At 48.6% G+C, this 25,006-nt stretch carries 13 protein-coding genes; 9 read left to right on the top strand and 4 right to left on the bottom strand.

The window, feature by feature from the left end; genetic code table 11:
* Nucleotides 1–33 precede the first annotated feature (33 nt).
* On the top strand, nt 34–432 hold the full coding sequence (gene crcB / locus ACUJFL_RS10845) for a fluoride efflux transporter CrcB (RefSeq protein WP_445427478.1): 399 nt from the start codon (nt 34–36) through the stop codon (nt 430–432).
* On the opposite strand, the gene ACUJFL_RS10840 is transcribed toward crcB, so the two are convergent.
* Nucleotides 413–5,926: an alpha-2-macroglobulin family protein gene (locus tag ACUJFL_RS10840; RefSeq protein ID WP_445427477.1), complete on the bottom strand. Its 5,514-nt coding sequence runs from the start codon at nt 5,924–5,926 to the stop codon at nt 413–415. The genes crcB and ACUJFL_RS10840 overlap by 20 nt on opposite strands.
* Nucleotides 5,927–6,231: 305 nt before the next feature.
* On the opposite strand from ACUJFL_RS10840, the gene recC reads away from it, so the two are divergent.
* From recC to ACUJFL_RS10820, 4 genes are all read left to right on the top strand, one after another.
* The gene (gene recC / locus ACUJFL_RS10835; RefSeq protein WP_445427476.1) at nt 6,232–9,696 is read left to right on the top strand and encodes an exodeoxyribonuclease V subunit gamma; all 3,465 of its coding nucleotides are present in this window, start codon (nt 6,232–6,234) and stop codon (nt 9,694–9,696) included.
* Nucleotides 9,693–13,517 carry an exodeoxyribonuclease V subunit beta gene (recB, locus tag ACUJFL_RS10830; RefSeq protein WP_445427475.1) on the top strand — a complete coding sequence of 1,275 codons (3,825 nt, stop codon included), beginning with the start codon at nt 9,693–9,695 and terminating at the stop codon, nt 13,515–13,517. Before recC ends, recB begins: the two co-directional genes overlap by 4 nt.
* A complete protein-coding gene (recD, locus tag ACUJFL_RS10825; protein WP_445427474.1) occupies nt 13,507–15,699 on the top strand; it encodes an exodeoxyribonuclease V subunit alpha in 2,193 nt (730 codons plus the stop codon). The genes recB and recD overlap by 11 nt, the downstream gene beginning before the upstream one ends.
* Nucleotides 15,700–15,833: 134 nt before the next feature.
* Nucleotides 15,834–16,514: a HEPN domain-containing protein gene (locus ACUJFL_RS10820; protein WP_226752092.1), complete on the top strand. Its 681-nt coding sequence runs from the start codon at nt 15,834–15,836 to the stop codon at nt 16,512–16,514.
* An 8-nt stretch (nt 16,515–16,522) separates the two neighbouring features.
* Here ACUJFL_RS10820 and umuC read toward each other — a convergent pair whose 3' ends face one another.
* Both umuC and umuD read right to left on the bottom strand, forming a co-directional pair.
* The gene (gene umuC / locus ACUJFL_RS10815; protein WP_445427473.1) at nt 16,523–17,797 is read right to left on the bottom strand and encodes a translesion error-prone DNA polymerase V subunit UmuC; all 1,275 of its coding nucleotides are present in this window, start codon (nt 17,795–17,797) and stop codon (nt 16,523–16,525) included.
* Complete coding sequence (gene umuD, locus ACUJFL_RS10810) at nt 17,794–18,225, bottom strand: translesion error-prone DNA polymerase V autoproteolytic subunit (RefSeq protein ID WP_226752090.1); 432 nt, start codon at nt 18,223–18,225, stop codon at nt 17,794–17,796. The genes umuC and umuD overlap by 4 nt, the downstream gene beginning before the upstream one ends.
* Nucleotides 18,226–18,371: 146 nt before the next feature.
* Between umuD and ACUJFL_RS10805 the strand changes: the two genes are divergently transcribed.
* On the top strand, nt 18,372–19,691 hold the full coding sequence (locus ACUJFL_RS10805; RefSeq protein WP_226752089.1) for an ABC1 kinase family protein: 1,320 nt from the start codon (nt 18,372–18,374) through the stop codon (nt 19,689–19,691).
* A gap of 11 nt (nt 19,692–19,702) precedes the next feature.
* Here the strand turns inward: ACUJFL_RS10805 and ACUJFL_RS10800 are convergent, their stop codons facing one another.
* Entirely contained in the window at nt 19,703–21,088 is a 1,386-nt protein-coding gene (locus ACUJFL_RS10800; protein ID WP_445427472.1) for a M24 family metallopeptidase, read from the bottom strand.
* 150 nt (nt 21,089–21,238) lie between these two features.
* On the opposite strand from ACUJFL_RS10800, the gene ACUJFL_RS10795 reads away from it, so the two are divergent.
* The 3 genes from ACUJFL_RS10795 (at nt 21,239) to ACUJFL_RS10785 (ending at nt 25,000) form a co-directional block, all read left to right on the top strand.
* Nucleotides 21,239–21,970 carry a DUF429 domain-containing protein gene (locus ACUJFL_RS10795; RefSeq protein WP_445424832.1) on the top strand — a complete coding sequence of 244 codons (732 nt, stop codon included), beginning with the start codon at nt 21,239–21,241 and terminating at the stop codon, nt 21,968–21,970.
* A gap of 123 nt (nt 21,971–22,093) precedes the next feature.
* On the top strand, nt 22,094–23,023 hold the full coding sequence (locus tag ACUJFL_RS10790; RefSeq protein WP_445424831.1) for a chemotaxis protein: 930 nt from the start codon (nt 22,094–22,096) through the stop codon (nt 23,021–23,023).
* 327 nt (nt 23,024–23,350) lie between these two features.
* The gene (locus ACUJFL_RS10785) at nt 23,351–25,000 is read left to right on the top strand and encodes a phosphoethanolamine transferase (protein WP_445427471.1); all 1,650 of its coding nucleotides are present in this window, start codon (nt 23,351–23,353) and stop codon (nt 24,998–25,000) included.
* Nucleotides 25,001–25,006: the final 6 nt, after the last annotated feature.

Raw genomic sequence — 25,006 nt, 5'->3', positions numbered from 1 at the left:
TCACAAACCCCAATAACAAGCAAAGAGTGCGCAATGTTACTACCTATTCTTGCCATCAGTGTTGGCGCTTCCTGTGGCGCGGTGTTGCGCTGGTTACTTGGCTCAGCGCTGAATCAACATTGGCATGTGTTACCACTGGGTACCTTGACTGCCAATTTACTGGGCGGCTTTTTAGTCGGGGTGGCGGTGCCATGGTTGGCGCAACACTCTCACTTAGCGCCAGAGTGGCGCTTATTGATTATCACCGGCTTTTTAGGTGGCTTAACGACGTTTTCCACCTTTTCTGCTGAAGTGATTGAAATGCTGCTAGAGCAAAAATACAGCCATGCCGCCGCAACAGCGGCGCTGCACTTAATTGGCGCTTTACTGCTTACTGGCCTGGGCTTTATACTGGCGCGTTTTTTTATGCCACCTACGGCTGGGGCAGGATAGTTAAACTATCGCTGCCCGCGCTCTGACCATACACTAACCAATCATTATTTAGCACAATGGTGCTACTGCCAAATTGATAACGCCCCGGCAAGGTCGCCAGTACACGATACTCCAAAATGGTTTCTCCTTGCTCGATAGCATTAACCTGTAGCTGTAATTGCTGCTCTTGCTGCCAAAGCGTATTGATGATTTGGCTGCGGCTATCCGTGTGAGTGGCATGCTCTTCAGGTAAGGTATCTGCATCACGGGCCGGTAACAATAATAACCCCGGTAATAGGCGCTCATGAATTGTGAGATCGCGCCGTGACACAGGGCTTTGCACGATAAATTGTACTCGTAAAATATCGCCTGATAGCACCTCATTTGCCGTAACCCATCGTCCCTGTTGCAACTTTAACAACTGCCGCTTAAGCCCAAGTCCCTGATGTAACGCCTTGATGCGGCTAAGCGGCTGCTCAAATTGCACGCTTAACCAATAATTGGCCGGTAGGCTATGCTGCCAATCGTCACTGTTAGATACAGCGCGAAGTTTAGCCGCAACCGGCTTAGCGACGGCTTGCGACTTCGCACCATAAAGTGCCAGTGTACAAATAAAATTCGCTTGGGCAGAGCCAAAATGGCCAGCTGCGTGTTGTGCTTCGACAATTCGGCTTTTTAAGCCTTGTAAGCGTGGCAGGTTAACGGGGCTTGCGTATAACACCCAGCAGGCGGTGACGGTATCTAACTGGCTAAAAGACTGATCCTGGTAGCCACTTTGGATAAGGGCCTTTTGCCATTGCTGGTATTGCGGTTGTAAGGCTGCATCCTCGTTTAGTAAATGGCCTAAAGCAACAACCAATTGGGCTTGCAATTTTAAACTGGCCGCATCGCTTGCTTGCCCCACTTGGCTGCGTAAACCTTGCAAGGTTTCAAGCGGCACACGTTGTCGCATGCTTTGCCACAGTGCCAATAATACCTGCTCGTCCAAAGATAATGGCCGATAGCGCGAAGTTAATTGTTTTTCTGCCTCGGCGATATTACTGGTAGAGAGCAAGTCACCGGTGTTTACCCCCAGGGCAGCAAGGTGCTGTAGCGCCCAGAGCGTATAAAGCTGACTGCTGTTATCGGCCTGCTGCGTTTGATAACGACGATAACCACTATCATCACGATAGGCAATTGCCCAGTTTGACAGCGGCACTTGCCCGGCCCAAGTTGGTGCTTTATTAGACAGAGTGTAAGCGATTAACCAATCACTCAGTTGCTCAAACCATTCTGTTGGCGCCTCGGTTTGCTGTGGCATCAAGGCGGCCCAATCAGCTTGCTGGGTAGCGGCAGCAAAGGCTTGGGCGCTTAGTACTGTTGCCCCTACAGGCAGGCTTACCCTTGAGGTATTGCTGGTTAGTAAGCGCCGTTGCTGCTGGGCTTTCGCGGCTAAAACCTGCAGCTTATGTTGTTGTAGCAGCCTGGGTACGCCAGGGTTATCTGAGCTGTTGCTTAGCTGCTCCAGGCGCAAGGTGTAGTGGCCGGCGTGACGTTTTGGCAGCGCAATAGCATGTTGTTGCCGCTCTGCTGCGCCAAGTGTGACTGTCCACTGTGCTATAGGCTCATCATCTAGTAGCAGTCTTAGCTGTTGCTGCTCAGCCTGTTTGTTTGGGTTAAAGAGCATCACGCTGGCATAGCTGTCATCACCTTCGAACGCCTCAACGGGGGCATTTAAGCGGGTTTCGAGATTAGCCTTTACTAAGGTCGAAATAGACTGGCTGTGCTGCTGTTGTGTACTGGCCGCAATAGCTACCAAATGCCAGTTGCCCGGTTTTTTCGGTGTATTCAGGGTTAAACGAAGTGGCTTGTTTGCCATAAGCCTATGTTGTCCTAGCCAAAGGGGAATTTCGGCCTGAGGTAATGCTGGGGGTTCTGAACTTCTCACTGCGCTATCTGCCATAGCGAATTGCAGGCCAGCGCTTAGCATACGGGCAGATAATGGCCACTGCGCCATAATGAAGGGTGTTATAAGCTCAGGTTCAAAGGCGCTGGCTAAATCAGTAGCATACAAGTAAGACGCTTTAAAACGTGAAACCAGAGCATTAGGATTTAGGTTACCTAGGGCGCCACTGCGGGTGTGATAAAGCAGCGCCTCATCTAACCAAAACAGCATAACCGAAGCGGTGCTCTTGCTTGTGATCTCAATATCGACACTGTTATCTGCCTGTAACGCTGTAGCCGGCGTTAACAGTGACAGCGTAAAAGGTAAGGCGCTGATACTGTCAGCGGCACGGATGTCATGCGTGATGCGCGTTAACTGTTGCTGTTCATCGGCATACTGCAGTGTTAACGACAGTTCGGGCTGCATTGCTGGCGTTAACGCCAATTGTACGGGGTTATCCCCTGGCGTAAGTCGCAGTGGCATAACCTGTTCAATACCTTGGCTTAGCACAAACAATAACGCATCACGCGTTATCTCACTTTGAATACTGATATCCAGCGTTGCTGGCCAGCTATTTAAGGTTCCAGGCGCGATAATGAGGGGTTTGCTTAGCGCTTTTGACCTGGGTTTTTGCTCCGTCAAATTGACCTGTTTTATGGCTAATTGGCTGGGTGTGCCGTAGTGTAAATGCAAGTACAGCCATTGCCTCTCTGCTGTTTTTAGTTGTGTCGGGACTGCACAATCAAGTGGCAAGCGCGCAGGCTTTGTAATACAGCGTGCAAGCACCGCTGAGGTCGGATCGGCACTTTCACGCCAGAGCGCTTGCGTAACCGGCACCGTATTAACCAATGTGTTGTGTAAAGTGCCCAGCTCAAGCGCTACTAACTTCAGCAGGTTGGCCATGCGCTGATGGCCAATTAAATGGGTACGATTGTAAATAACCAAGCCACTACCACTGCGCTGGCGTTCACCTAAGCTATCGGTGACATCGAAAATATGATGGTGTTGATAGGCCGGGGCACCATGACTGACCGTTATGCCTGCTGGCAGCTGTAAGGGGATACTCAGCTGTCCGTTTTCATTGGTTGTGTAAGGCGTGATTACCTTGGCAGGGGTGGGGTAATCACCCTCATCATCAAATTGATACCCTTTTGGAAAGCCTCTTTGATAGTGGTAGCGCAGCGGTCGCCAACTGGCCTCATGCTGTAATTCGGTTTGTATTGGTACGCCTGTCATTGAGCTTACAGAAAGCGTTAGCGCAGCGCTTTGTTTCGGGGTTACGTACTCTGGGTGGGCGGTATCAAGCCGATACAGCGGTAAACGCAAGGGTTTCACCTCAAAATAGTGGCTTTTAAGAACGCGATCCTGCTTAAGCAGTGACACGTTGTAGCTCCCCGCGTGTTTGATGAGCGCAGCCGGTAAGTGATAGTGATAAAAGGCTTCAGGGTTGGCGTTTATCTTGGCAATCGTAACAAAAGGCGTGGTGGCGCTCTCGCTAAGTGTACTGGTCAGTGGCCAGCTTAAGATCTGTTGGCCATGGCGGCTCAGTGTCAGTTTAAATTCGCTTTGCGATGCAGGCGCAGTCAGGCCCTCTGCACTTTGCTGGCGTAACAGCAACATTATCTCTGCACTTTGGCCTGGTTGATACACCGGCTGATTACTTTCTAGCCAAGCTTGTGGGGCAGGTTCCTCTTCATCAAGATACAAGGGGTTAATGGCAATGAAGTTTTGCTGTTGGCTCCAGATCCAACAACGTGCATACTCAGGTGCCGCCAGCCCTTGTGTTAATTGGTGTTTAGGCAGCGCTAAACGCCCGGCTGGATCGGTATGTCCTAGTAATAGCGGTGTGGCTTGGCCCAAACAAAGCCGTGAGATCGCTACCTCAGCCTGCGGTTGTTGTTGCCAATTGGTCACTTGTACAACGAGATCACCGGCCTGAAAAATCTGTAGATTAAAGGCCGCCCGTTGCAGCCAGTTTTGCACCGCTTTGCCGGTGTTATCCGCCAGTTGATAAACATACACGCCGCTTTGGGCCAGTGTTTCGCCGCTAAAAAGCGGGCTACGAGCGGCAAAGTGTTCATCGTTTACCGCACTTTGCCAAGGCTGCTGCGTGTTAAAATGCGTGGCAAGCTCTGCGGCAGTGAAAGCCGGAAATAAGGAATGCTCTTTGCCATAGCGCTCAGCTTTACGTGGCGGTATGCCTTGCCATAAGTTATTAAGCCAAGTTTGAAAAGCCGTTGAATTGGTAAAATGTTGATAATAGATCGTAAGATCAAAGCTCTGGCTTTGCTGGCTGAGAACTTCAGGTACCACTTTAGGCTTTTCGGCAATGCTGCTGGCTAATGCCTCGTCGGTTTGCGTGATAAAGGCGGTGCGTTTTTTGGCATAGTGCTGCTGCCAGGCCTGTTCTGGCCAAGGCAGCATGAGTGCGTCCTGATCGTCTTGTCTGCTCATTTGCCAAAACGGCGTGGCGGCGTTGGTGTTAAACGTTAGGTTAGTGGCTTCTGGGAAAATAGCCGTGAGCTGAAACTGATAGCTGGCCAAAGCACTTAGATATAAGTGCAGCAGCGTTGTGCCATCAGCCTCGCGACTGATTTTGCCTTCGGCATAAGGCCCTGTGACCCAATGTTCAGCTAAAAGCCCGATACCCTCGTTATGATCAGCAAAAAAATCTTTTGCAACGGGCTCTGCTAACAACATGCGCAGTGCCAGTTGCTGTGGTGGACAGTCGGTGTGGCGTGGATCAATGGCGCGATACTGCCGCTCTTCGCTGTGATCTGCGGTATAAGTCATAGCAGTTTGGCTAGGCTCAGCAAGGCAATACCAGCCTAAAAAGCGATTTTGCGTAAACACCTCGCCTTGCCAAATAACCCGCTCTGGTGCATCCGGCTGGCTCACCCCAGCGGGTAAAAACAGCTGATGCTCGCCGGTTTCATCGGTTTCTAAGCTGATTTCTTGATAACGATATTGATTTTCAGGGTAGTAGTGCCCGCCAGTTAAGGCTGTTGGCCTTACCTTACCCGAGGGCAAACGTAATTGAAGTTGTGCTAATTGCGCTTCTGACCAGCGTGGATCTACTTTTAAAAGGTGCGCCTGATTAAAACTACTTTGCCTGATAAAGGCGCTTAGCCCTTCCACTTCTAATAAAAACGCTCCCGCGCTAAAGTGTTTAGTGACTGAGCTGGCTAAATGGGCATTTAAGGCTGTTAGCTTCTCAGTTAGCGTCACAGTAACTTGCTGCTCTGTGGCCACTTGGCTATCACAGGCCAATACGCTCGGCTCTGGGAAATGCCAGCGACAGCTAAGTTTAGGCTGAAATTCAATGGCCTCGGTAAGCTCAGCGGGCGGTAATTGCCCGGGTATATGTAGCGCTTGGTTAAAGCGAAACTGCACCTGCATTAAACCGGTTTCATTTAACGACCGAGTCTTAAAGTCGATAAGCGCTAAGCTCGATTCGACCGATGGTTTAGTGTCATCGGTTATGGCTGTGGGGCTTTGCCACTTAGTGCAGGATAGTAAACTTACGCTTAAGCAAGCCGTTATAAAAATTGCGCTAAAGGTGCGTTTTGTAAAGGTGGCAGTGGATGTCATTCATCGTCCGTGATTAGCCAAAGTGCATTTAAAAACCATTTAAGCATGGTGCAAATGGGCTGTAAATCACCTTTTTTGCTACGCTAGGGTGCCATTTTGCAGGGTATCTCTATCTTTTTCTGTGATTATAAGTAGCCGTTTATCTTCAAGTAATTTGTGTTATGTCGCTTTACGCTACACTGTGCAAATTTACAGTGTGGCGTTATACTTCCTGCTCGTTATGATATTGCATCCATCGTTATTGCCTTTGCAAACAGTTAACTGACTGTTCTAGCAAGTGCAGTCAAGTTTTCAGGAACGAAACAATGACCCTCACCCCCGGCTTTATTGCTGCCCATAGCCATCGCTTAGAAGCCTTAACTGATCTTGTGGTGCAGTTAGTGGCGCAATATCCGATTGCCCCTTTAGAAGAAGAAGTGGTATTGGTGCAATCTAATGGTATTGCCCAGTGGTTAAAACAAGCGCTGGCCAGCCATACCGGTATTGCCACTATGCTGGAGGTGACTTTGCCTGCGCGTCTTGTGTGGCGTGCTTATCGGGCCGTGCTTGGTCAAGCGATCCCCAGGCAATCACCGTTTGATAAAAGCCGTTTACGCTGGCGCTTATTGCGTTTACTACCTGCGTTGATGCAGCAACATGCCGAGTTTGCAGCGCTGCAAAGTTATGTAGCAGAAGATGCCGATCAACGTAAGCTATTTCAGTTAAGTGACAAGCTTGCTGATTTGTTCGATCAGTATCAAGTGTATCGAGCCGATTGGCTGGACGCTTGGGCCAACGGTCAGGCAACAATTTGGCATCGTGGTAAAGCCGAGCCTTTAGCCGCCGATCAGCAATGGCAAGCTCTGTTGTGGCAAGCCTTGGTGCAAGATATCGGCGCCGAGCAAATTTGTAGTAACCGCGCCACCTTGCATCAGCGCTTTTTGACAGAAGCCGCTATCCTCAGCGCCACGGGTCGCAAACCGGCCGCCTTACCGCCGCGCATTGTGGTGTTTGGTATTTCTTCCTTGCCGCGGCAAACCTTAGAAGTGCTACACGCCCTTAAAGGGCTGTGTCAGGTGGTGCTATGCGTTCATAACCCTTGTAAATACCACTGGGCAGATATTGTGGATGGTCGTGAGCTGTTAAATCAGGCAGCGAAGCCTCGCTTTAAAGAAAAACAGCCCTTAACAGCTGTGGCGCAAGCCGAGTTACATCAATTTGCTCAACCCTTGCTGGCGTCTTGGGGCAAACAGGGGCGTGATTATATTCGTTTACTGGATGAGTTTGATGAAACGCGGGCTAAGGCTGAGCGTTTTGCCGATCTGCATTTTGATTTATTTGATGAAGATGAAAACGACACGCTTTTAACACAATTACAAAGTGATATTTTGAATTTACGGCCTTTAGCAGAAAGTCAGCAAGGGCGGCAGCGCCAAGCAACGGATCAGTCATTACTTTTTCAATCTTGTCATAGCCCTCAGCGCGAAGTGGAAGTGCTGCATGATCAATTACTTGCCGCCTTTGCCGTCGACCCAAGCTTGCAACCGCGCGATATTATGGTGATGGTACCGGATATCAACCATTATGCGCCCTATATTGATGCCGTGTTCGGTCAACTGGCGCGCGAGGATAAGCGCTTTATTCCTTATACCATTGCCGATCAAGGGTTACGGCAGCGTAACCCGATGTTGCAAGCCCTTGAATTGGTGCTCAGTGCGCCACAACAGCGTTTTACCCAAAGCGACGTATTCGACTTACTTTATGTGCCGGCAATTCAACAGCGTTTTGCGATCAACCAAGCGCAGGTAGTGCAACTGCAGCAATGGAGCCAAGCAGCCGGTGCTCGCTGGGGCTTAGATGCGAAGCAGCGCCAAGCCTTGGGTTTAGACTATTCCTTTAATGCCAATAGTTGGCAATTTGCGTTAGATCGTATGTTGTATGGCTATGCCGCTGGCAACCAAGTTGAGCAACCGTGGCAGCAGATTGAACCCTATGCTGAAGTGGCTGGTATTGCTGCGCAAGCGGTGGGGGCACTTGCCAATATACTGCAGCTATTACAGCATTATTGGCAAGCCTTGGCACAAAGCCAAACACCGGCACAGTGGCATCAATTATTACAAAACTTGCTGGATGAACTGTTTTTAGCCAAGGCCGATGAGGAATATTTACTGCTTGGCCGGTTACGCGATACCCTTGATGAGTGGTTAAGCAGTACCGATGAAGCCGAGTTTCACGGCGATCTGCGTTATAACATCGTGTTGGATGTTTGGTTAAGTGCGGTGGATGAGCCTAATTTACAACAGCGCTTTATGGCCGGCAGTGTCAACTTTGCTACCTTAATGCCGATGCGGGCTATTCCGTTTAAACGTATTTGTTTGCTAGGAATGAATGATCAAGATTACCCACGAACCAGCAGTAAAACCGATTTTGATTTAATGAGTTACTACACGCGGCCCGGTGATCGCTCGCGCCGTGAAGATGACCGCTATTTATTTTTAGAGGCCATGCTCTCGACGCGTGAGCAATTTTATATCAGTTGGGTTGGGCAAAGTGCGCAAGATAATAGCCATTTGCCGCCTTCGGTTTTAGTGGGACAATTACAAGATCACCTGAACGCGGTATGGGGTGCAGACTGCGCTGCGGCTTTAACGCTTAACCATCGCTTACAACCTTTTGCCAGTAGTTATTTTCAAGCTGAGGCGGATGCCCGCTATTTTAGTTATGCCAAAGAGTGGTTACCGTTACATCAGGCTAATACCGCCGCGGCTGCTACGCTGACACCTTTACCGGCGTATCAAGCTGAAGCGGCGTTTAGTTTAGCTGACTTACGCACCTTACTGCGTGAACCGGCACAAATGTTAGCCCGCAGACGGCTTGGGGTTTATCTTGAGCGTGTTGAGCAAGCCGCCACTGATGTTGAGCAATTCACTGCCGATAATTTAGTGGCCTGGCAACAACGTGATCTGTTGTTACAACACCTATTACAAGCCGAAAGCAGCTGCACAAGCAGCGCGCCGACTCTGTTGTTACAACAAAGTATTACTCGGCTTAGGCAGCGCGGTCATTTGCCTTATGGCCATGCGGCTGATCCGGTTTTAGCCGACAGCGAGGCGGCAGTACTGACGATATATGAACACTTTTGCAAGTTACGCGATACCAAAAGGCCGCTTAGCGCTGAGCGATTCAGCTTATCTTTAGAGGGTTACCAGTTAGAAGATGAGCTAAACAGCCTGTATCACGTTGCCGATGGGCAGTTGCTGCAAATCGAATTAAACGTGAGCAAAGTCGCTAATTTTAAAGCGCGCAGTTACGAACTGGTTTGGCGTAACGTTATCGTGGCTTATTTAAAGCATCTTTTTGCCAGTGCCGCGTTACCAAATCAGTTGCTCAGTACGGTTATTATTGGTGAAGGCAGCATGTTAACCCTGTCACCCATCGCAGCAGATGAGGCGACACGTCAGCTGGCTAATTTATTTAAACTCTTAACCGAGGCGCTGTCTCAGCCATTACCGGTTGCGTTAAGTTTGGCCGAAGCCTGGTGGAAAAAATCAGATAAAGACCAAGAATTGACTGAACAAGACTTAAGCAAATTATATCTAGGTGATGACTTTATTGCCGGTGAACAAAGCAAGTTAGGGTATTTAGCGCGTTTTTACACCGATGCCCAGAGCCTGCTTGCCGCGAACTTCGTCAGTTATTGTCAGCAATTTTACCAGCCGATGTTTGCCTTATTACAACAAGGCACTGCCACGAAACTGGATGCGGCTCAGGATGCAGGAGATGAGGCATGAGCGTCACGTTAAGCAGTCCTTTGCAATTGCCTTTAGCGGGCAGTGCTTTAATTGAAGCCAGTGCCGGTACGGGCAAAACCTTTACCATTGCGGCCTTGTATGTGCGCTTTATTTTGGCGCATATTCCCACACTTTTGGCACCCGCTCGTCGCGCTTTACCTTTATTGCCCGCAGATATTTTGGTGGTGACGTTTACTAAAGCGGCCACAGCCGAGCTTAAAGATCGTATTCGCCAGCGTTTAGTCGAAGCCGCGGTGTTGTTTCGAGACACTGAAACACCGGCTGGCGCCGATCCTTTTTTGGTGGCGCTAAAAGCCGAGTTTGCCGTTGAGCACTGGCCACAATGTGCTTATGCGTTGCAAATGGCCAGCGAAGCGATGGATGAAGCCAGTGTTAAAACGATCCACAGCTGGTGTCAAAATGTGCTGCGCGAGCATGCCTTTAGCAGTGGCAGTTTATTTAGCCAGCAATTAGTCACCGATCTTAGTCAATTGAAGCTAGAAGCCGTTCGTGATTACTGGCGTAACTTTTGTTATCCGTTAACTGCACAGCAATTGCAGGCGGTACATGCTGTGTGTCAAAGCCCAGAAGACTTGTTAGAGCGGATCAACGGTTTATGGGAGCATGCCAAACCAAGCCTGATGCCGCGGGATCTGGCCGAGATGATCAACGCGCAACAACAGCAGTATCAGCAACAGATCTTAGCGGCGCAGCAAGATTGGCAAACGCGCTTACCACGTTATATCGATTGGGTTGATTTGGCTTGCAACAACAAATGGTTGGATAAACCACGCACTTATAACAGTAATAAAGTACGCAAAGATTTTTCGGCATTAAATCAATGGTTAGCCACTGCCGATGAGCAGGTACTGCAAGATTTTCCTGATTTAAAAGACGCGCTACTAAAAAATTACGGTAGCGATTTTCAGAGTAATTACACTGGTCCAGCTTTAGAGGAAGATTTTCCGGCGCAGTTATTGGCTCTGAATAGCTTGTTTAACCAAGGCCCGGATTTAACCTTGAGCTTATTAAGCCATGCCGTTAGTTGGTGTAAAGCGCGGTTTCAACAGCAGCTAGCGCGAGATGCGTTAATGGGTTTTGACGATATTATTGAACAAACGGCGCGCGCGGTCACGTCGGCGAGCGGTTCACAATTAACCGAGGTACTGCGACAGCAATATCCGGTTGCGCTGATAGATGAATTTCAAGATACCGATCCGGCACAGTACAGCATTTTTAATGCGGTGTATCAGTTAGCCAACGATCGGCAAGATCTTGCGGTATTTTTAATCGGCGATCCAAAACAAGCCATATACGCCTTTCGTGGCGCCGATATTTTTACCTATCTGCAAGCTCGACGCGACACGGCGGGGCGTCATTACACCTTAGCAACGAATTTCCGCTCTAGCCAAGCCTTAGTCAGTGCCACCAACGCTATCTTTATGCCAGCAGAGCAGGCCGCTGGCGAAAAAGCTTTTTTGTTTAATAGCGAGCAAGGTAATCAAGTGCCCTTTGTTGAGGTTGCGGCCAAAGGCGTTAAAGCGCAATTACTGATTGATGGTAAGGTACCAAGCCAGGCGTTAACGCTGTGGCAGTGCAGTGCCTCGATGCTAGATAGCAGTATGGATGACAGTAAACCACTGAGCATTGAACGCTATCGGCAAAGTCAGGCTGAGCACTTTAGTGATTATATCGTGCAACTGTTATTGCAAGCGGCGCTGGGCAAAACCGGATTTCAGCTGGGCGACGAGCCGTTAGTGCCGTTGCAAAGTAATGATATTGCCATTTTAGTTAGTACCCACAAAGAAGGGCATTTAATGCAACAAGCACTGCGCCAACGTGGGCTGGCCAGTGTCTATTTGTCTGATCGGCAATCGGTGTTTGATACCGAAGTGGCGCGCGATCTGCTAACGGTACTGCACGCCTGTGCTGAGCCTGGCGATCGCCGTGCGCTGTTAGCGGCACTTTATACCGCGTTGTTGCAATTGCCGTTAACTGAACTCGACCGCTTACAGCATGATGACCAATATTGGGATCAGCGGGTCGGGCAATTCTATCAATTTGCCGCCACCTGGCAGCAGCAAGGTGTGCTGGCGATGATCCGTCAGTTATTGCAGCAATTTGCTATTGCCGAGCGCTTATTAGCCGACAGTGCCCGCAACAGTGGTATTGCTGGCGAGCGTTATCTAACCGATCTGCTGCACTTGGCTGAAGTGTTACAACAAGCTGCGGCGAAATTGGATGGGCCCTTGGCATTGATCCGCTTTTTACACGAGCACATTTATCAACGTGACAGTTTGCAGCAAGCGGCCGATGAGCAAATTGTTAGGCTAGAGAGCGATGCTGAGCTGATTCAAATTGTCACGATCCATAAATCAAAAGGCTTAGAATATCCGCTGGTGTTTTTACCTTTTATTAGCAGTTGTAGACCCATTAAAGCCGATGACAAGGTGTTTAATTTTCATGATGAGCACGGTCAGTTACAGCAAGTATTGCAAGCAGACGAGTTGATGCTGGCTCGCGCTGATAAAGAGCGTTTAGGTGAAGATATCCGTAAGCTTTATGTGGCACTGACCCGCGCCAAGCATGCCTGCTGGGTGAGTTTAGCGCCAGTGGGAAGCAGTAACAATCGGGTTTGGCAAAAAACCGCCTGGGCACATTTAGCCGGGTTGGCTAACAACGCCTTACCTGATGAGTTGCTTAAGCAAGCACAGCAGGTGTGGCAACACCCGGCGATTGCTATTAAGCCTTTGCCGCAAGCTAGCAGCAACGTGTTCTATCAGGTAGCGCCAAGCTCCGAGCCCGCCGCAGCTGCGCAAGCCCGGCACATGCCAGCCGATCATCGGTTTGATTTATGGTGGGTGGCCAGTTATTCCGCGTTAAAATACGGTGCACTGCGCCAGCCGGACAGTCCGAGTGAGCATAATCTGTTGGATGAGCAAGACGATGCACGGGATGAATTGGCTTATGCCTTAGCGCAAGATACGGCAAGTCGTGCACCGAACCATGATACTGCCGTAAGTAAGCAAGCTTTGGCGCTGAGCCTACACGATTTACCCCGCGGCGCGGGGCCTGGCACCTTTTTACATAACCTATTGCAAGATGCCGCCGATGAAGGTTTTGCTAATGTAGCGTATGAAGCTGCTGTTCGCGCCGCTATTTTGGCTCGGCGCTGTCGGCATGGCAGTTGGCTGGCACGGCGGGAGCAGCTTGATAGCTGGCTGATGGCCTATTTGCAATCTCGTTTTACGCTCGCCGATGGCACTCAGCTGTGTTTAGCCGATCTTAAGCACTACAAGGCTGAACCCGAGTTCTGGTTTGCGGTTAATGGTATCAGTACGCTGCAGCTCGATCAGTTGATCTGTCAGCATGTGCTGCCAGGTTATGCCCGGCCGGGGTTACAAGCGAACTATTTGAATGGCATGCTCAAAGGCTTCATCGATTTAGTGTTTGAGCATAATGGACGTTATTACGTTATAGATTACAAGTCGAATTATTTAGGGCCCAATAACAGTGCTTACACGCCAAGTGCGATGCGCGATAAAATATTAAGTAGTCGTTACGACTTACAATATGTGTTGTACACGCTGGCATTACATAAGCTGCTAAAGGTGCGGTTAAAAGAGCAGTATTGTTATGAGCAGCATATGGGCGGCGTGGCCTATTTATTTTTGCGCGGCCAAACATCTAACGGCTGTGCCGCCTTTACCGATCTGCCACCGGCCTCGCTAATTACGGCGCTGGAGCACTATTTACAGCAAGGTTCACCGCAGGGTGACTCGGCTAAAACCGTTAGTAAGGAGAGCCAAGATGTCGAATAACCTGGTGAGCAATGCCGCCGAGAGCGCCTTACTTAAACAGATCAACAGCCCGCAGTTATTGCAGTTATTGGTGGATTGGCAGCGAGTGGGTTGGTTAACTGCGCTCGATTTAGCCTTTGCTCGTTTTATTCAGCAGCATACGGCGGTTGCAAGCCAAGCCGAGTGTGACACAGCTAACCGCACTGTCACTAACCTGTCTAACAATATCAGTATGCTACTTGCCGCTTTACTTTCGCATCAAGTGGGGCGTGGCCATGTCTGTTTATCGCTTAGGGCGTTATTAGCCGAGCCAGAGCGGTTGTTGAATATCTCTGTGGAGAGTGCATTATCAGCGTCAACTAGCGCTTCGTTTACGCCGCTTTCAGCGGTGTCCTCTGTATTACTCGCGCCAAGTCTTGGCAACGAGCAGGAAGCTTCATTAGTCACGCCTACAGCGTTATTAGCAGGCTTAACGCTTAGCGATCTGCAGCAGGCCTTAGCGCACAGTGCCGCGGTGCAAGTTTCGAGTGAACAGCAGGAAGCACATCCTTTAGTGCTGGTGGGTGAGACACTCTATCTTTACCGTTATTGGCAATATGAGCGGCAGTTAGCAGCTGATTTACAGCGTTTAATGCAGCCGGTTGCCAAAGCATTACCGCCGGTGGCGCAGCTTAATAGCTGGTTAAGTGAATTATTTGATACCCCGCAAACCACCGCTGCCATTAACTGGCAGAAACTGGCCTGTGTGAACACGCTGCGCAGCCATTTTAGTGTGATCACGGGCGGGCCTGGTACCGGAAAAACCTATACGGTGGTGCGCTTATTAGCCTTATTGCAACGGCTGCATTTGGCAGACTCAGCTGATGCTCAGGTTCGGCCGTTGGTGATTAAATTGGCAGCGCCTACCGGTAAAGCGGCGGCACGTTTAAAAGAGTCGATCCAAGCGGCCACCGAGCAATTACGGCAGTTACCCGCCAGTTGGCACAGTGCGCTTCAGCAGATTAGCGCCGACAGTTCGACCTTACATAAATTACTTGGGGTGCAAGCCGGTACACGGCAATTTCGTCATCATCGCGCCAAACCTTTAGCCTTAGATGTATTGATTATTGATGAAGCCTCTATGGTGGATATTGAGTTGATGCATGCCACCTTAGCGGCTTTACCGCCCGGTGCGAAATTAGTATTGCTAGGCGATAAGGATCAGCTGGCCTCGGTGGAAGCGGGCGCTATTTTAGGGCAGTTATGTGCTGGCGCTGAGCAGGGCGGTTATAGCCGTGAAACCTTAGCCTTCTTGCAAGGTTTTACTCAAAGTCATTTACCGGAGTTTATGCATGTTGCTGAAGCACCACGGCACCTTCAGCATGTGATCATGTTGCGCGTTAGTCGACGTTTTGATGATAGCAGTGGTATTGGCGCACTGGCTCGTGTTGTTAATGACGGTCGCAGTAACGAGGTGGCGGCATTATTTAAACCGGACAGTGGTTTTACCGATCTGCATTTATTACAGCCAACACAGCCAGATCCAGAAGGTCAGCAAGCGCTGTTAGCGTCTTTGCAGCAACTTTGTCAGCAAGGTTTTGCCGGTTATTTGCAGCAAATTTCAGCTCGGCCTGCGCCTGGCGCGAGTGCTGAGCAGTTTGAGCGGTGGGCACGCTCGGTGCTTAAGGCTTATCAAGGCTTTCAACTGTTAACGCCCGTACGCGATGGCCCTTTTGGTGTCAGCGGTTTAAATGCGTTAGTGCAGCAAAGCCTTAGCTTTGTATCACGTAGCGCCTCGGCACAAGGGCGCCAAGATAGTTGGTATGAAGGGCGGCCGGTGATGATCACGGCGAATGACTACAACTTGAATTTGCGTAATGGCGATATTGGTATCGTGCTGCGTTCCGCCGATACAGAGCAGAAACGGGTGGTGTTTGTGGACAGTGATAATCAGCTTCGTTGGATCTTACCCAGCCGTTTAGCCGAGGTGACGACTGTTTTTGCCATGACGGTGCATAAGTCACAAGGCTCAGAGTTTACGCATACGGTGTTAGTACTGCCGGATCGTGATAACCCGGTGTTAAGCCGTGAACTATTATATACCGGCTTAACCCGCGCTGCTCAGCAACTGACCATAGTGGTGCCGTCATGGCCCGTGCTAACACAAGCGGTGGATCGGCCAACGATCCGGGCAGGGCAATTGCATTTATCTTTTAGCCCATAGCCCATGCCGTTAATATTACGGTCAATCTCCCCCTGATAACGCGGCATAAGCTGCGCTATTCAGGGGGGAATGGTACTTGCCATCCTCGCGATATTTATGCATCATAAGTTATTGAATGCTATGGATTGGCTCTTATGTTGACTTTAACGGATTTATCCTACGCTAAACTCAAAACCTATCAGCGATTATATCGTGATCATTTCCCTGAAAATTTAGCGTTGCGGGTACATCGGGCGCTGAGTTGGCTAGCCCGCGCCGAAGCCGCCAGAGCGGCGCAAGATAGCGACAGTGCCTTTATCTTTTATTGGATCAGCTTTAATGCCGCCTATGCCAATGATTTTGGTCAAGCCGACCGGTTACCGGAGCAAGAACACTTTCAGCAGTTTTTAGCTAAGATCTGCGCTTATGATACCGATGAGCATCTTTATGAACTGATTTGGCAGCAATTTTCATCTAGTATTCGGCTGTTAATGAGTAATCATTTTGTTTATGCGCCGTATTGGGAGTTCCAACGCGGTCGTATCAGTGAGGTGGAGTGGTTAAAACGTTTTGCGCAGTCTAAAGAGCAAACCCACAACGCCTTAGCCAACAAGAATGTGCCGCTGGCGCTATCGCATATTTTTAATCGTTTATACACCTTACGTAATCAACTTATGCATGGCGGCTCGACGTGGAATAGCCAGATAAATCGTCAACAAGTAAACGATGCCAGTAATTTACTGAGTAAACTGGTACCGCTGATTATTGGTTTGATGATGAATGCGCCCGATCAATTATGGGGTGAGGCGATTTACCCGGTGATTAACCCGTCTTAGCTTAACACTTAGCTTACCACCGGCAACTGTAACCAGTTGGTGGTGTACGCTGGTGACAAATGTTGTCGTTTCATCGCCCAGCTTTGCTTCACGCCTTGGCTGGCAAACCAGATCTTACCTTTGCCAGACTGATTATAACGATCGAGTGTTTGCATTAAGCTGGGATCAGCATGATAACTGGCGGTGGGTTCAAATAAGCTGGGTTGATATACGCCCTCATCATAAAAGTCACTTAACATTACGCCGGCTTTGGCATAGCGATAGCCATCGCGCCAGATCTGCTGTAATAAGCGGTTAGCTAAGGGCAGAAAATCACGGGTATCAGCACTAGGCGCGCCCAACGTGGCATTGGCGCTGTTGGCATAATACGGCTCTTGTGATTTGCTAAATGGGCTGGTGCGTAAAAATACCGTCAGTTGTCGAGCATGTTGCCGCTCTTTGCGCAGTTTTTGACAGGCTCGTGCCACATACTCGGCAATGGCTTCTTGCAATAATGGCTGCGCGGTAATGCGCTCACCAAAAGAGCGCGAACTAACAATCTCTTTTTTAGTGGGGGGCTGTTCTTCTAACGGGATACACGACTCACCATTCAGCTCGCGCACGGTACGTTCGACCACCACCGAAAATTGCTGGCGAATAAAACTGGGATTGGCATCAGCTAACTGTAAAGCGGTGTGGATCCCCAGTGCTTGTAAACGGATCGATAACTTACGACCAATGCCCCAGACTTCACCAACAGGTAATAAAGCCAGCAGCTTACGTTGGCGTGTGACCGCCGTAAGGTCGACCACGCCCTGGGTTTTTGGCCAAGTTTTTGCGGCATGATTGGCTAATTTGGCTAACGTTTTACTCGGCGCAATACCCACACACACGGAAATGCCTTGCCACTGGGCAATGCGCTGCCGGATAAATTGGCCATACTGCGTTAACTCGGTATGCGGTAAGAGGCTCAAATCTAAAAAGGCTTCATCAATACTGTACACCTCAACGGCGGGAGCCATTAATTCTAAGGTGGTCATCACCCGAGCAGACATATCGGCATACAGGGCATAATTCGATGAAAAGGTGACAATACGGTGCTGTTTAATTAACTCGTTAATTTGAAACAACGGCACGCCCATTTTTATGCCAAGCGCTTTCGCTTCTTTAGAGCGCGCCACGATACAGCCGTCGTTATTCGATAACACCACCACCGGGCGGTGCGCTAAGTCAGGCCGAAACAGTTTTTCACAACTGGCATAAAAGTTATTGCAATCGACCAGCGCAAAACACGTTGCTTTCATTTACGATTAAACCGACGAATAGCATTGGTTACCACGCCAAAGATCTGTAACTCATCGGCGTTTTTAATGTGCACTGGCTGATAGCGCGGATTCTCTGGCAGCAGCATCAGATTCATTTTGCAGCTTAAACGCTTCACGGTAAATTCGCCGTTGATTGAAGCCACCACAATGTCTCCATGTTCGGCAGTGATCGCGCGATCAACCACCAAAACATCATCTTCAAAAATACCGGCTTCAATCATCGAATCACCCGATACGCGCACAAAAAATGTGGCGGTGGGGTGATGAATACACAACTGGTTTAAATCGATACTTTGCTCGATATAATCTTGCGCGGGTGAAGGGAAGCCCGCAGGCACCTTACTGCTAAAAAAAGGCAACCGAATAGGTGCGCCGGCTTGCGCCTGACCGAGAAACTGAACAGACATGGCATTACCTCAAATACTGTTTATCCATACAGTATAGTATGCCTTGCTTCAAGTTGCACAACAAGAGCTAACTTATGCCCGAGAAGCAACCAAAAAGCGGTTAGCTGCGTATAGCCTACTATACAGATTGCAAGAGTAAGGTAGTTATGTCGGCAGGTAGTTCAAAGGTGCCCGCGCACCGGATATCCCGTTTTGGTAGTTTAGCCTCATTAGCAGGGCGAGTCGCCGGTGGCATGCTGGCTGAAGGGGCACGACAATTAGCCAAAGGCCAAGTGCCGTCTAAAAAAGACTTGCTACTTACCCCAGGCAATGCCAAACGCGTTGCCGATCAATTGGCGCATTTGCGCGGTGCGGCGATGAAAGTCGGTCAGTTATTGTCCATGGACAGCGGTGATATGCTGCCACCAGCTTTAGCTGAGATTTTAGCGCGCTTGCGTGCCAGCGGTAACCCCATGCCCGTTAAGCAGTTAGCACAGGTGTTACGCAACGAATGGGGTGAGCAATGGCAGCGTCATTTCAGTGATTTTACCTTTACGCCTTTAGCCGCCGCCTCGATAGGTCAGGTGCATCAGGCTTATCATGATAATGGCCAGCGCCTTGCGGTAAAAATTCAATATCCGGGGATTAAAGCCAGTATCGACAGCGATGTTGATAACGTGGCAACCTTATTACGTATTAGCGGGCTGGTGCCTAAAAGTGTCGATTATCGTGGGCTCTTAACCGAAGCAAAAGCACAATTACACAGCGAAGCCGATTATTTGCAAGAAGCCACCTACTTGCGGCAGTATCGCCAAGCCTTGGGGCAAAGCCCACACTTTGTGGTTCCCGAAGTGTTCTCAGAATTAACCACCGAAAACATTTTGGTGATGAGTTTTGTGGAAGGCAGTGCGTTAGAGGCATTAAGCAGTCATGAGCAAGCCGAGCGCGATCGTGTGATGGGCTTGTTGTTTGAACTGCTGTTTCGTGAATTATTTGAATTTAAATTGGTGCAAACCGATCCGAACTTTGCCAATTATTTATACAACACGAAAACCCAACAACTGGTGTTATTAGATTTTGGCGCTTGTAGGCATTACAGCAGCCGCTTTAGTGATGGTTATCGCCAATTATTTGCTGCAGCCTTAACTGAAGATCACGCGGCCATGGCCGCTGCGTTAACGCAGATTGGTTTTTTCAGCCAACAGATTTTACCCGCACAAAAACAAGCCGTACTTTCTTTAGTGAATTTAGCGGCCGAGCCTTTAAAGCACGATAGCGCCTTTGATTTTGGGCAAACGGATTTAGCATTGCGAATTCGTGAAGCGGGCACCGCCTTAAGTATGCAGCAAGATTACTGGCATACACCGCCGGCAGATGCGATTTTTTTACATCGCAAAATAGGTGGTTTGTATTTGTTGGCGGCGCGGTTAAAAGCGCGCGTTAATGTGCGCGCTTTGTTAGCCCCGTATTTAAGCAACGAGACGTAAAAGTAACGGGGTTAACGCACCAGATGCCACTGTGTTTGCCGACCGGCTAAATAGATCACGCGCCGGCCATCGAAATAGGCGCTTTGTTCTAGCTTGACCTGCAGCAGTTGGTTTTGCCACTCGGGTACCGCTTGTTTAATATTGCCTTCAATGGCATAAGCGGTATTACTATAAAGCGGCCAATCGCCATGGATCTCAGTAGGGCCCTGATTATCCCACATGCCAATAGTTGGGCCTGGGGCATGGCCGGTAAAGCCAATTGGGTGGGTGTAAGTGCTGCTAATAATACCTGCCGCTTGGCTTTTTTGTTGAACGCCCGCTAACACCTGATTACCGGTACGACCCACCACAAACTGCTCAGTTAACAGATCTTGCCAACGATTACCGGTGGCCAAAGCCGCACGAATACCGGCCGGCGCTTGCTCCTCATCGGCTTTGAGCACATAAGCCATCTCTTGGGTGTCAGTGCACAGGGTTAAATAACAAATGCCAACATCGGTATGCAGAATATCACCGCGTTGGATCACGCCGCTTTGACCACAATTGGCGGCATCAGCCGCACAAGCAGTGCCGGCACGTTGTAAGCTGACATAGGGCATAAACCATACCGGCAGTTGCAACTGAGCAAAACGCTCACGGATATACCAGGCCACATCATCGGTATGGGTTACGCCTGGCGTAATCACTTTACTGCTAAAGGCTTCGGCAATCACACTGCGAGCAAGGCTGACACTGTGTGGATAGACGCTCAGCTCGGCTGCTGTGCGCTGTTCAAACCAACGTACTACCAGCTTTTCTGCTGAGATTAAACGCGATTGATACTCTGGCGGCAGCACAGCTTGTAAACGGCTATGTAAAGCTGACGATAAACCATCGGCGACCGGCCAATCTTTAGACACATTAATGCCGATACGCTTCGGGTTTTTACTGACAATTAACTCTCCCAAGGCCTGCCATTGTTCATCTAAACTGCCGCCTTGCCAGGCTGAGTTGTAAGGTGCACCTAACGGGTAACGATTCACCGTGAGTTTTTCGATAGTACCGTCGGCTAAACGATGAAACACCAGCATAGTGGTGCGTCGAGCAGCAAAAGTGGGTTGTGGCACTAAGGTGAAATACACCGGATCTTCAGCGTTTTCTCGGTTAATCACTAACCACATATCCAAATCTTGCTCGGCCATTAAGGTGGGTAAAAGCTTATCTATACGCTCACTGAGTAACGCATTTTCAGGTGCAATACGCTGGCGTGGGCTAAGTACCGCAAAGTCAGCAGCGCTATTCAGCACCCGGCCTTGGCTGGCCGGCGTGGCGGCTGTTAGCGTAGCGCTTAAAAAAACACTGCCAAGCAAGGCAGTGACTACCGCAGAACGAACCAAGTAAGAAGAGACAGATATCATAAGATGATCCTTTTTCAGCTGAGTGTTGGCACAAAGCAAGTTAAAGCACGTAAGGTATGCACTTATCCTAACTGAAAACGTCAACAAGCCCTAGAATGAGTTATCTCAGAAATAGCGGGGCTCATCGCGAAATAAACAAAAGGAGTTTTTATGCAAACAACGCCAACAGAACATAACACAACCTATGTGGGCATTGATGGCTGCAAAAGCGGTTGGTTTGTGGCGATTTTGCAGGGCGAGCAGCTTCGTTTTCAGCTGTGTCATACCTTAGCTGAAGTGGATGCCCGTTTGCCCAGGCACAGTATTGTGTTTATTGATATGCCAATTGGCTTTATTGAACCCGGTGAAGCGCAGCGCCGATGCGATCGCTTAGCCCGTCAGGCTTTGCCAGGACGGCGTGGTAGTGTCTTTCCGGTGCCATGTCGTAAGGCGGTGTATGCTGATGATTATCCTACCGCCTGTGACATCAATGCGGCTGAGATCGGGAAACGTTTTCCCATTCAAACCTGGCACATTGTGCCGAAAATACGTGAAGTACATCAATTATTACAAACACAACCACGCTGTAATGGCGACTATTACGAATCGCATCCGGAATTGGTATTTGCCGGTTTCGCCCAAGCGCCGATGGCGGAGTTGAAAAGTACTGCTGCTGGGCAACAAGCACGCTTAGCGGTGATCGCGAGACAAGTACCTCACTGGCTACCGGTTATTGAGCAGGCGTTAAGCGAAACCTTAAAAAAACACGCAAAACCCGATGATATTATCGATGCTTTTGTTTTGTTACTGGCGGCGAGTCAGCCTAAACACTGGCAATATCTGCCGTCAGTGGCCGATCCAGACAGTGAAGGCCTGAATCGGCAAATTGTTTATGTACCTTGAATAAATTAATTTATAGATTTAACGATGTGGTAAAAAGAAAGCAGAAAAACTATGCTATCGTTATATGACAATAAATAACGCTTTGCCAAAAGAGCAGAAGGCGTGCAAGCAGGGGTTGCAGTAATGAGTAATGTTTTAAATTCAGTTAATCAGCGTACTAACTTAGCTGGGCAAAACCGCTTTGAGTTACTGTTATTTCGGTTAAATGGTAATCAGTTGTTTGGTATCAACGTATTTAAAGTGCGCGAAGTGATTCAAGCTCCCGAATTATCAGAAATGCCTGGTTCACATGCTTGTGTTAAGGGGATTGCGCAGTTGCGGGGTGATTCGGTTATTGTGGTAGATTTATCCCAAGCAACAACCGGCGTACCAATTGCAGATATGTCGAAAGCTTTTGTTATCGTGACTGAGTACAACCGTCATGTACAAGGGTTTCTTGTGTCGGGCGTGGATCGGATCGTGAACTTAAATTGGGATCAAATTAAGCCACCACCACAAGGTGCAGGCCGTGGTCATTATCTGACGGCAGTAACAGAAATAGAAAAGCAGTTAATTCAAATTATTGATGTTGAAAAAGTCTTTTCTGAAATTATCCCGATGGAAGAAGAGGTCAGTGAGCAGGTTAAAGCGCAGTCACATAAACTAGATCTGAGCAAAATCGTGGTACTGGTAGCCGACGATTCGGCGGTAGCGCGAAATCAAGTAAAACGGGCGTTAAATAGCGTGAATGTTCATGCGGAATTAGTGAAAGATGGTCAAGAAGCCCTCGACTGGTTACATAAACGAGCAGAAAGTGCAGGGGCGAATTTGATTCATGAAGTCCCGTTATTAATTTCGGATATCGAAATGCCTCGAATGGATGGTTATACCCTAGCCGCCGAAATTAAAGCCGATGCTAAGCTAAAAGATATTCACATTATTCTTCACTCGTCATTGAGCGGTGTATTCAACGAAGCTATGGTAAAAAAAGTCGGGGCAGATCAGTTTATTGCTAAATTCCATCCCGATGAATTGCTCTCTGCTGTGAATTATTGGTTAGAGCAATCATCTTAAGCCAAGACTTTAAAAGTGCAACATCCCAGATGTATGGCTTAGCATTAGTTTAAAGCGATATGCTAAGTTTGCCTGAAAATGAGATATCTCATTTAACATGCTCAAATTGCGCGGTATTTTCTATAAATTTATCGCGCAAACTGCCTTTACTTCATCCCGTAACTTCAGCCTTTCTTAAGTAAGCTGCTTTAAAATTTGCTGTATTCGGTGCTCAGCACCTGCCTCAAAAGGTGCGCTTTGCCAAAACGGGCAGGGGTTTGCTGATTCATCAGTTTAGCTCGGTGTTTCAGCGCCGAAATAACATGGCAGAGTTTTAAGAGGGGCAATATGGCGGAAGCGGCATTAACGGTAAATCACACAACCTTTAGTTTACGGGCATTACAACATGCCTGGCATCCGTTATGGTTTGCTGTATTAATGGCTATAGGAATGACCTTAATGTTAAACGCGCCTTTTTTATCCGCGTTACAAGCCAAAGTGCCAGGCCAATATCTGTTACAAGCATTTTTACTCAGTATGTTGCTGTTACTTAATTTGTTATTACTCGTTTTGTTGAGTGTTAATCGGTTACAAAAGCCTATTTCAATCGCGCTGTTTGCCGTAGGAGCCATCAGTCTTTACTTTATCGATAATTTTGGCATCGTTATCGATAAATCCATGTTACAAAATGCTATCGAAACCGATGCGGCCGAAGCACAAGGGATCTTGTCATTAAACCTGTACTGGCAGGTGATCACTATTATGTTGTTTCCGTTTCTGGCCAGCACCTTGATTAAAATACGGCGATTGCCCCGTATGCAATGGCTTAAGCATTGGCTGCTGTGTTTAGTGTTAATTATGTTGGCTTTAAGCAGTATTGTGGTGGTGGAATATGCACAGCTCGCGCCTTTTTTTCGTAATAATCGTGAAGTTAAACATATGGCATTACCCTTTAGTGCGGTGTCTGCAGCGGTATCCATGGGTAATACCTTGCTGCAACAACAATTTCCAACAGAGTTTACTTTACTAGGGCAAGACGCTGTGCAAGCCCCTTATGTTGGAACAAACAAACCTCGTTTAATCATCATGGTGCTTGGCGAAACCGCGCGGGCTGATCATTTTCAATTAAACGGTTATCAGCGCGCCACTAACCCTAAATTAAGCCAATTACCAGTATTTAGTTTTCAGCAAGTAAGCTCTTGCGGCACTGCAACGGCACATTCTGTACCCTGTATGTTTTCGAATATGGGCAGACAACACTATGACGAACGCATAGCTAAAAACAGCAGTAATGTGTTGGATATTTTGCAGCGCAGTGGCGTAGCGGTAACGTGGTTGGATAATAATTCAGGCTGTAAAGGGGTATGTGATCGTGTTGCCACCGAATTGTTGTTTCAACAGCAACAGTCCGAAGATTGTCAAAATGGGCAATGCTTAGATAGCATTATATTACCGGCAGTAGATAAGCAAATCGCGCTGGATTTAACCACTGATCGACTGATAGTGGTTCATCAACTGGGAAGCCATGGCCCAGAGTATTTTAAGCGAAGTGCTGAGCAGGATAAGCATTTTTTACCCGAGTGTGGTGATAAGCAATTACAACTGTGCGAACCTAGCAGCATAATCAATGCTTACGATAACAGTATTGTTGCCACAGACCGTTTATTAGCCGATTTGATAAACCGCTTGCAGCAAAAAACGGATTTTCAGACGGCGCTGTTTTATGTTTCAGACCATGGGGAGTCTTTAGGTGAAAACGGTGTCTATTTGCATGGTTTACCCTATTTTATGGCGCCCGACGCACAAACGCATGTGCCATTGATTTGGTGGATGTCGCCCGATTATGCAAGTGCAAATACGTTAACTACAACCTGTTTGCGAGATAAAGCAACCGAGCCTTACAGTCACGATAATGTATTTCATAGCTTGCTGGGTATGTTTAATGTGCAAACTGCGGTGTATCAGCGCAATAAAGATATGTTTCAAGGCTGTGTGTAAATCAAC

The organism is Alishewanella sp. HL-SH05 (genome assembly GCF_052655985.1).
Note: the sequence above shows the minus strand (reverse complement) of the source record. Positions and strands in the feature narration are given on the sequence as shown.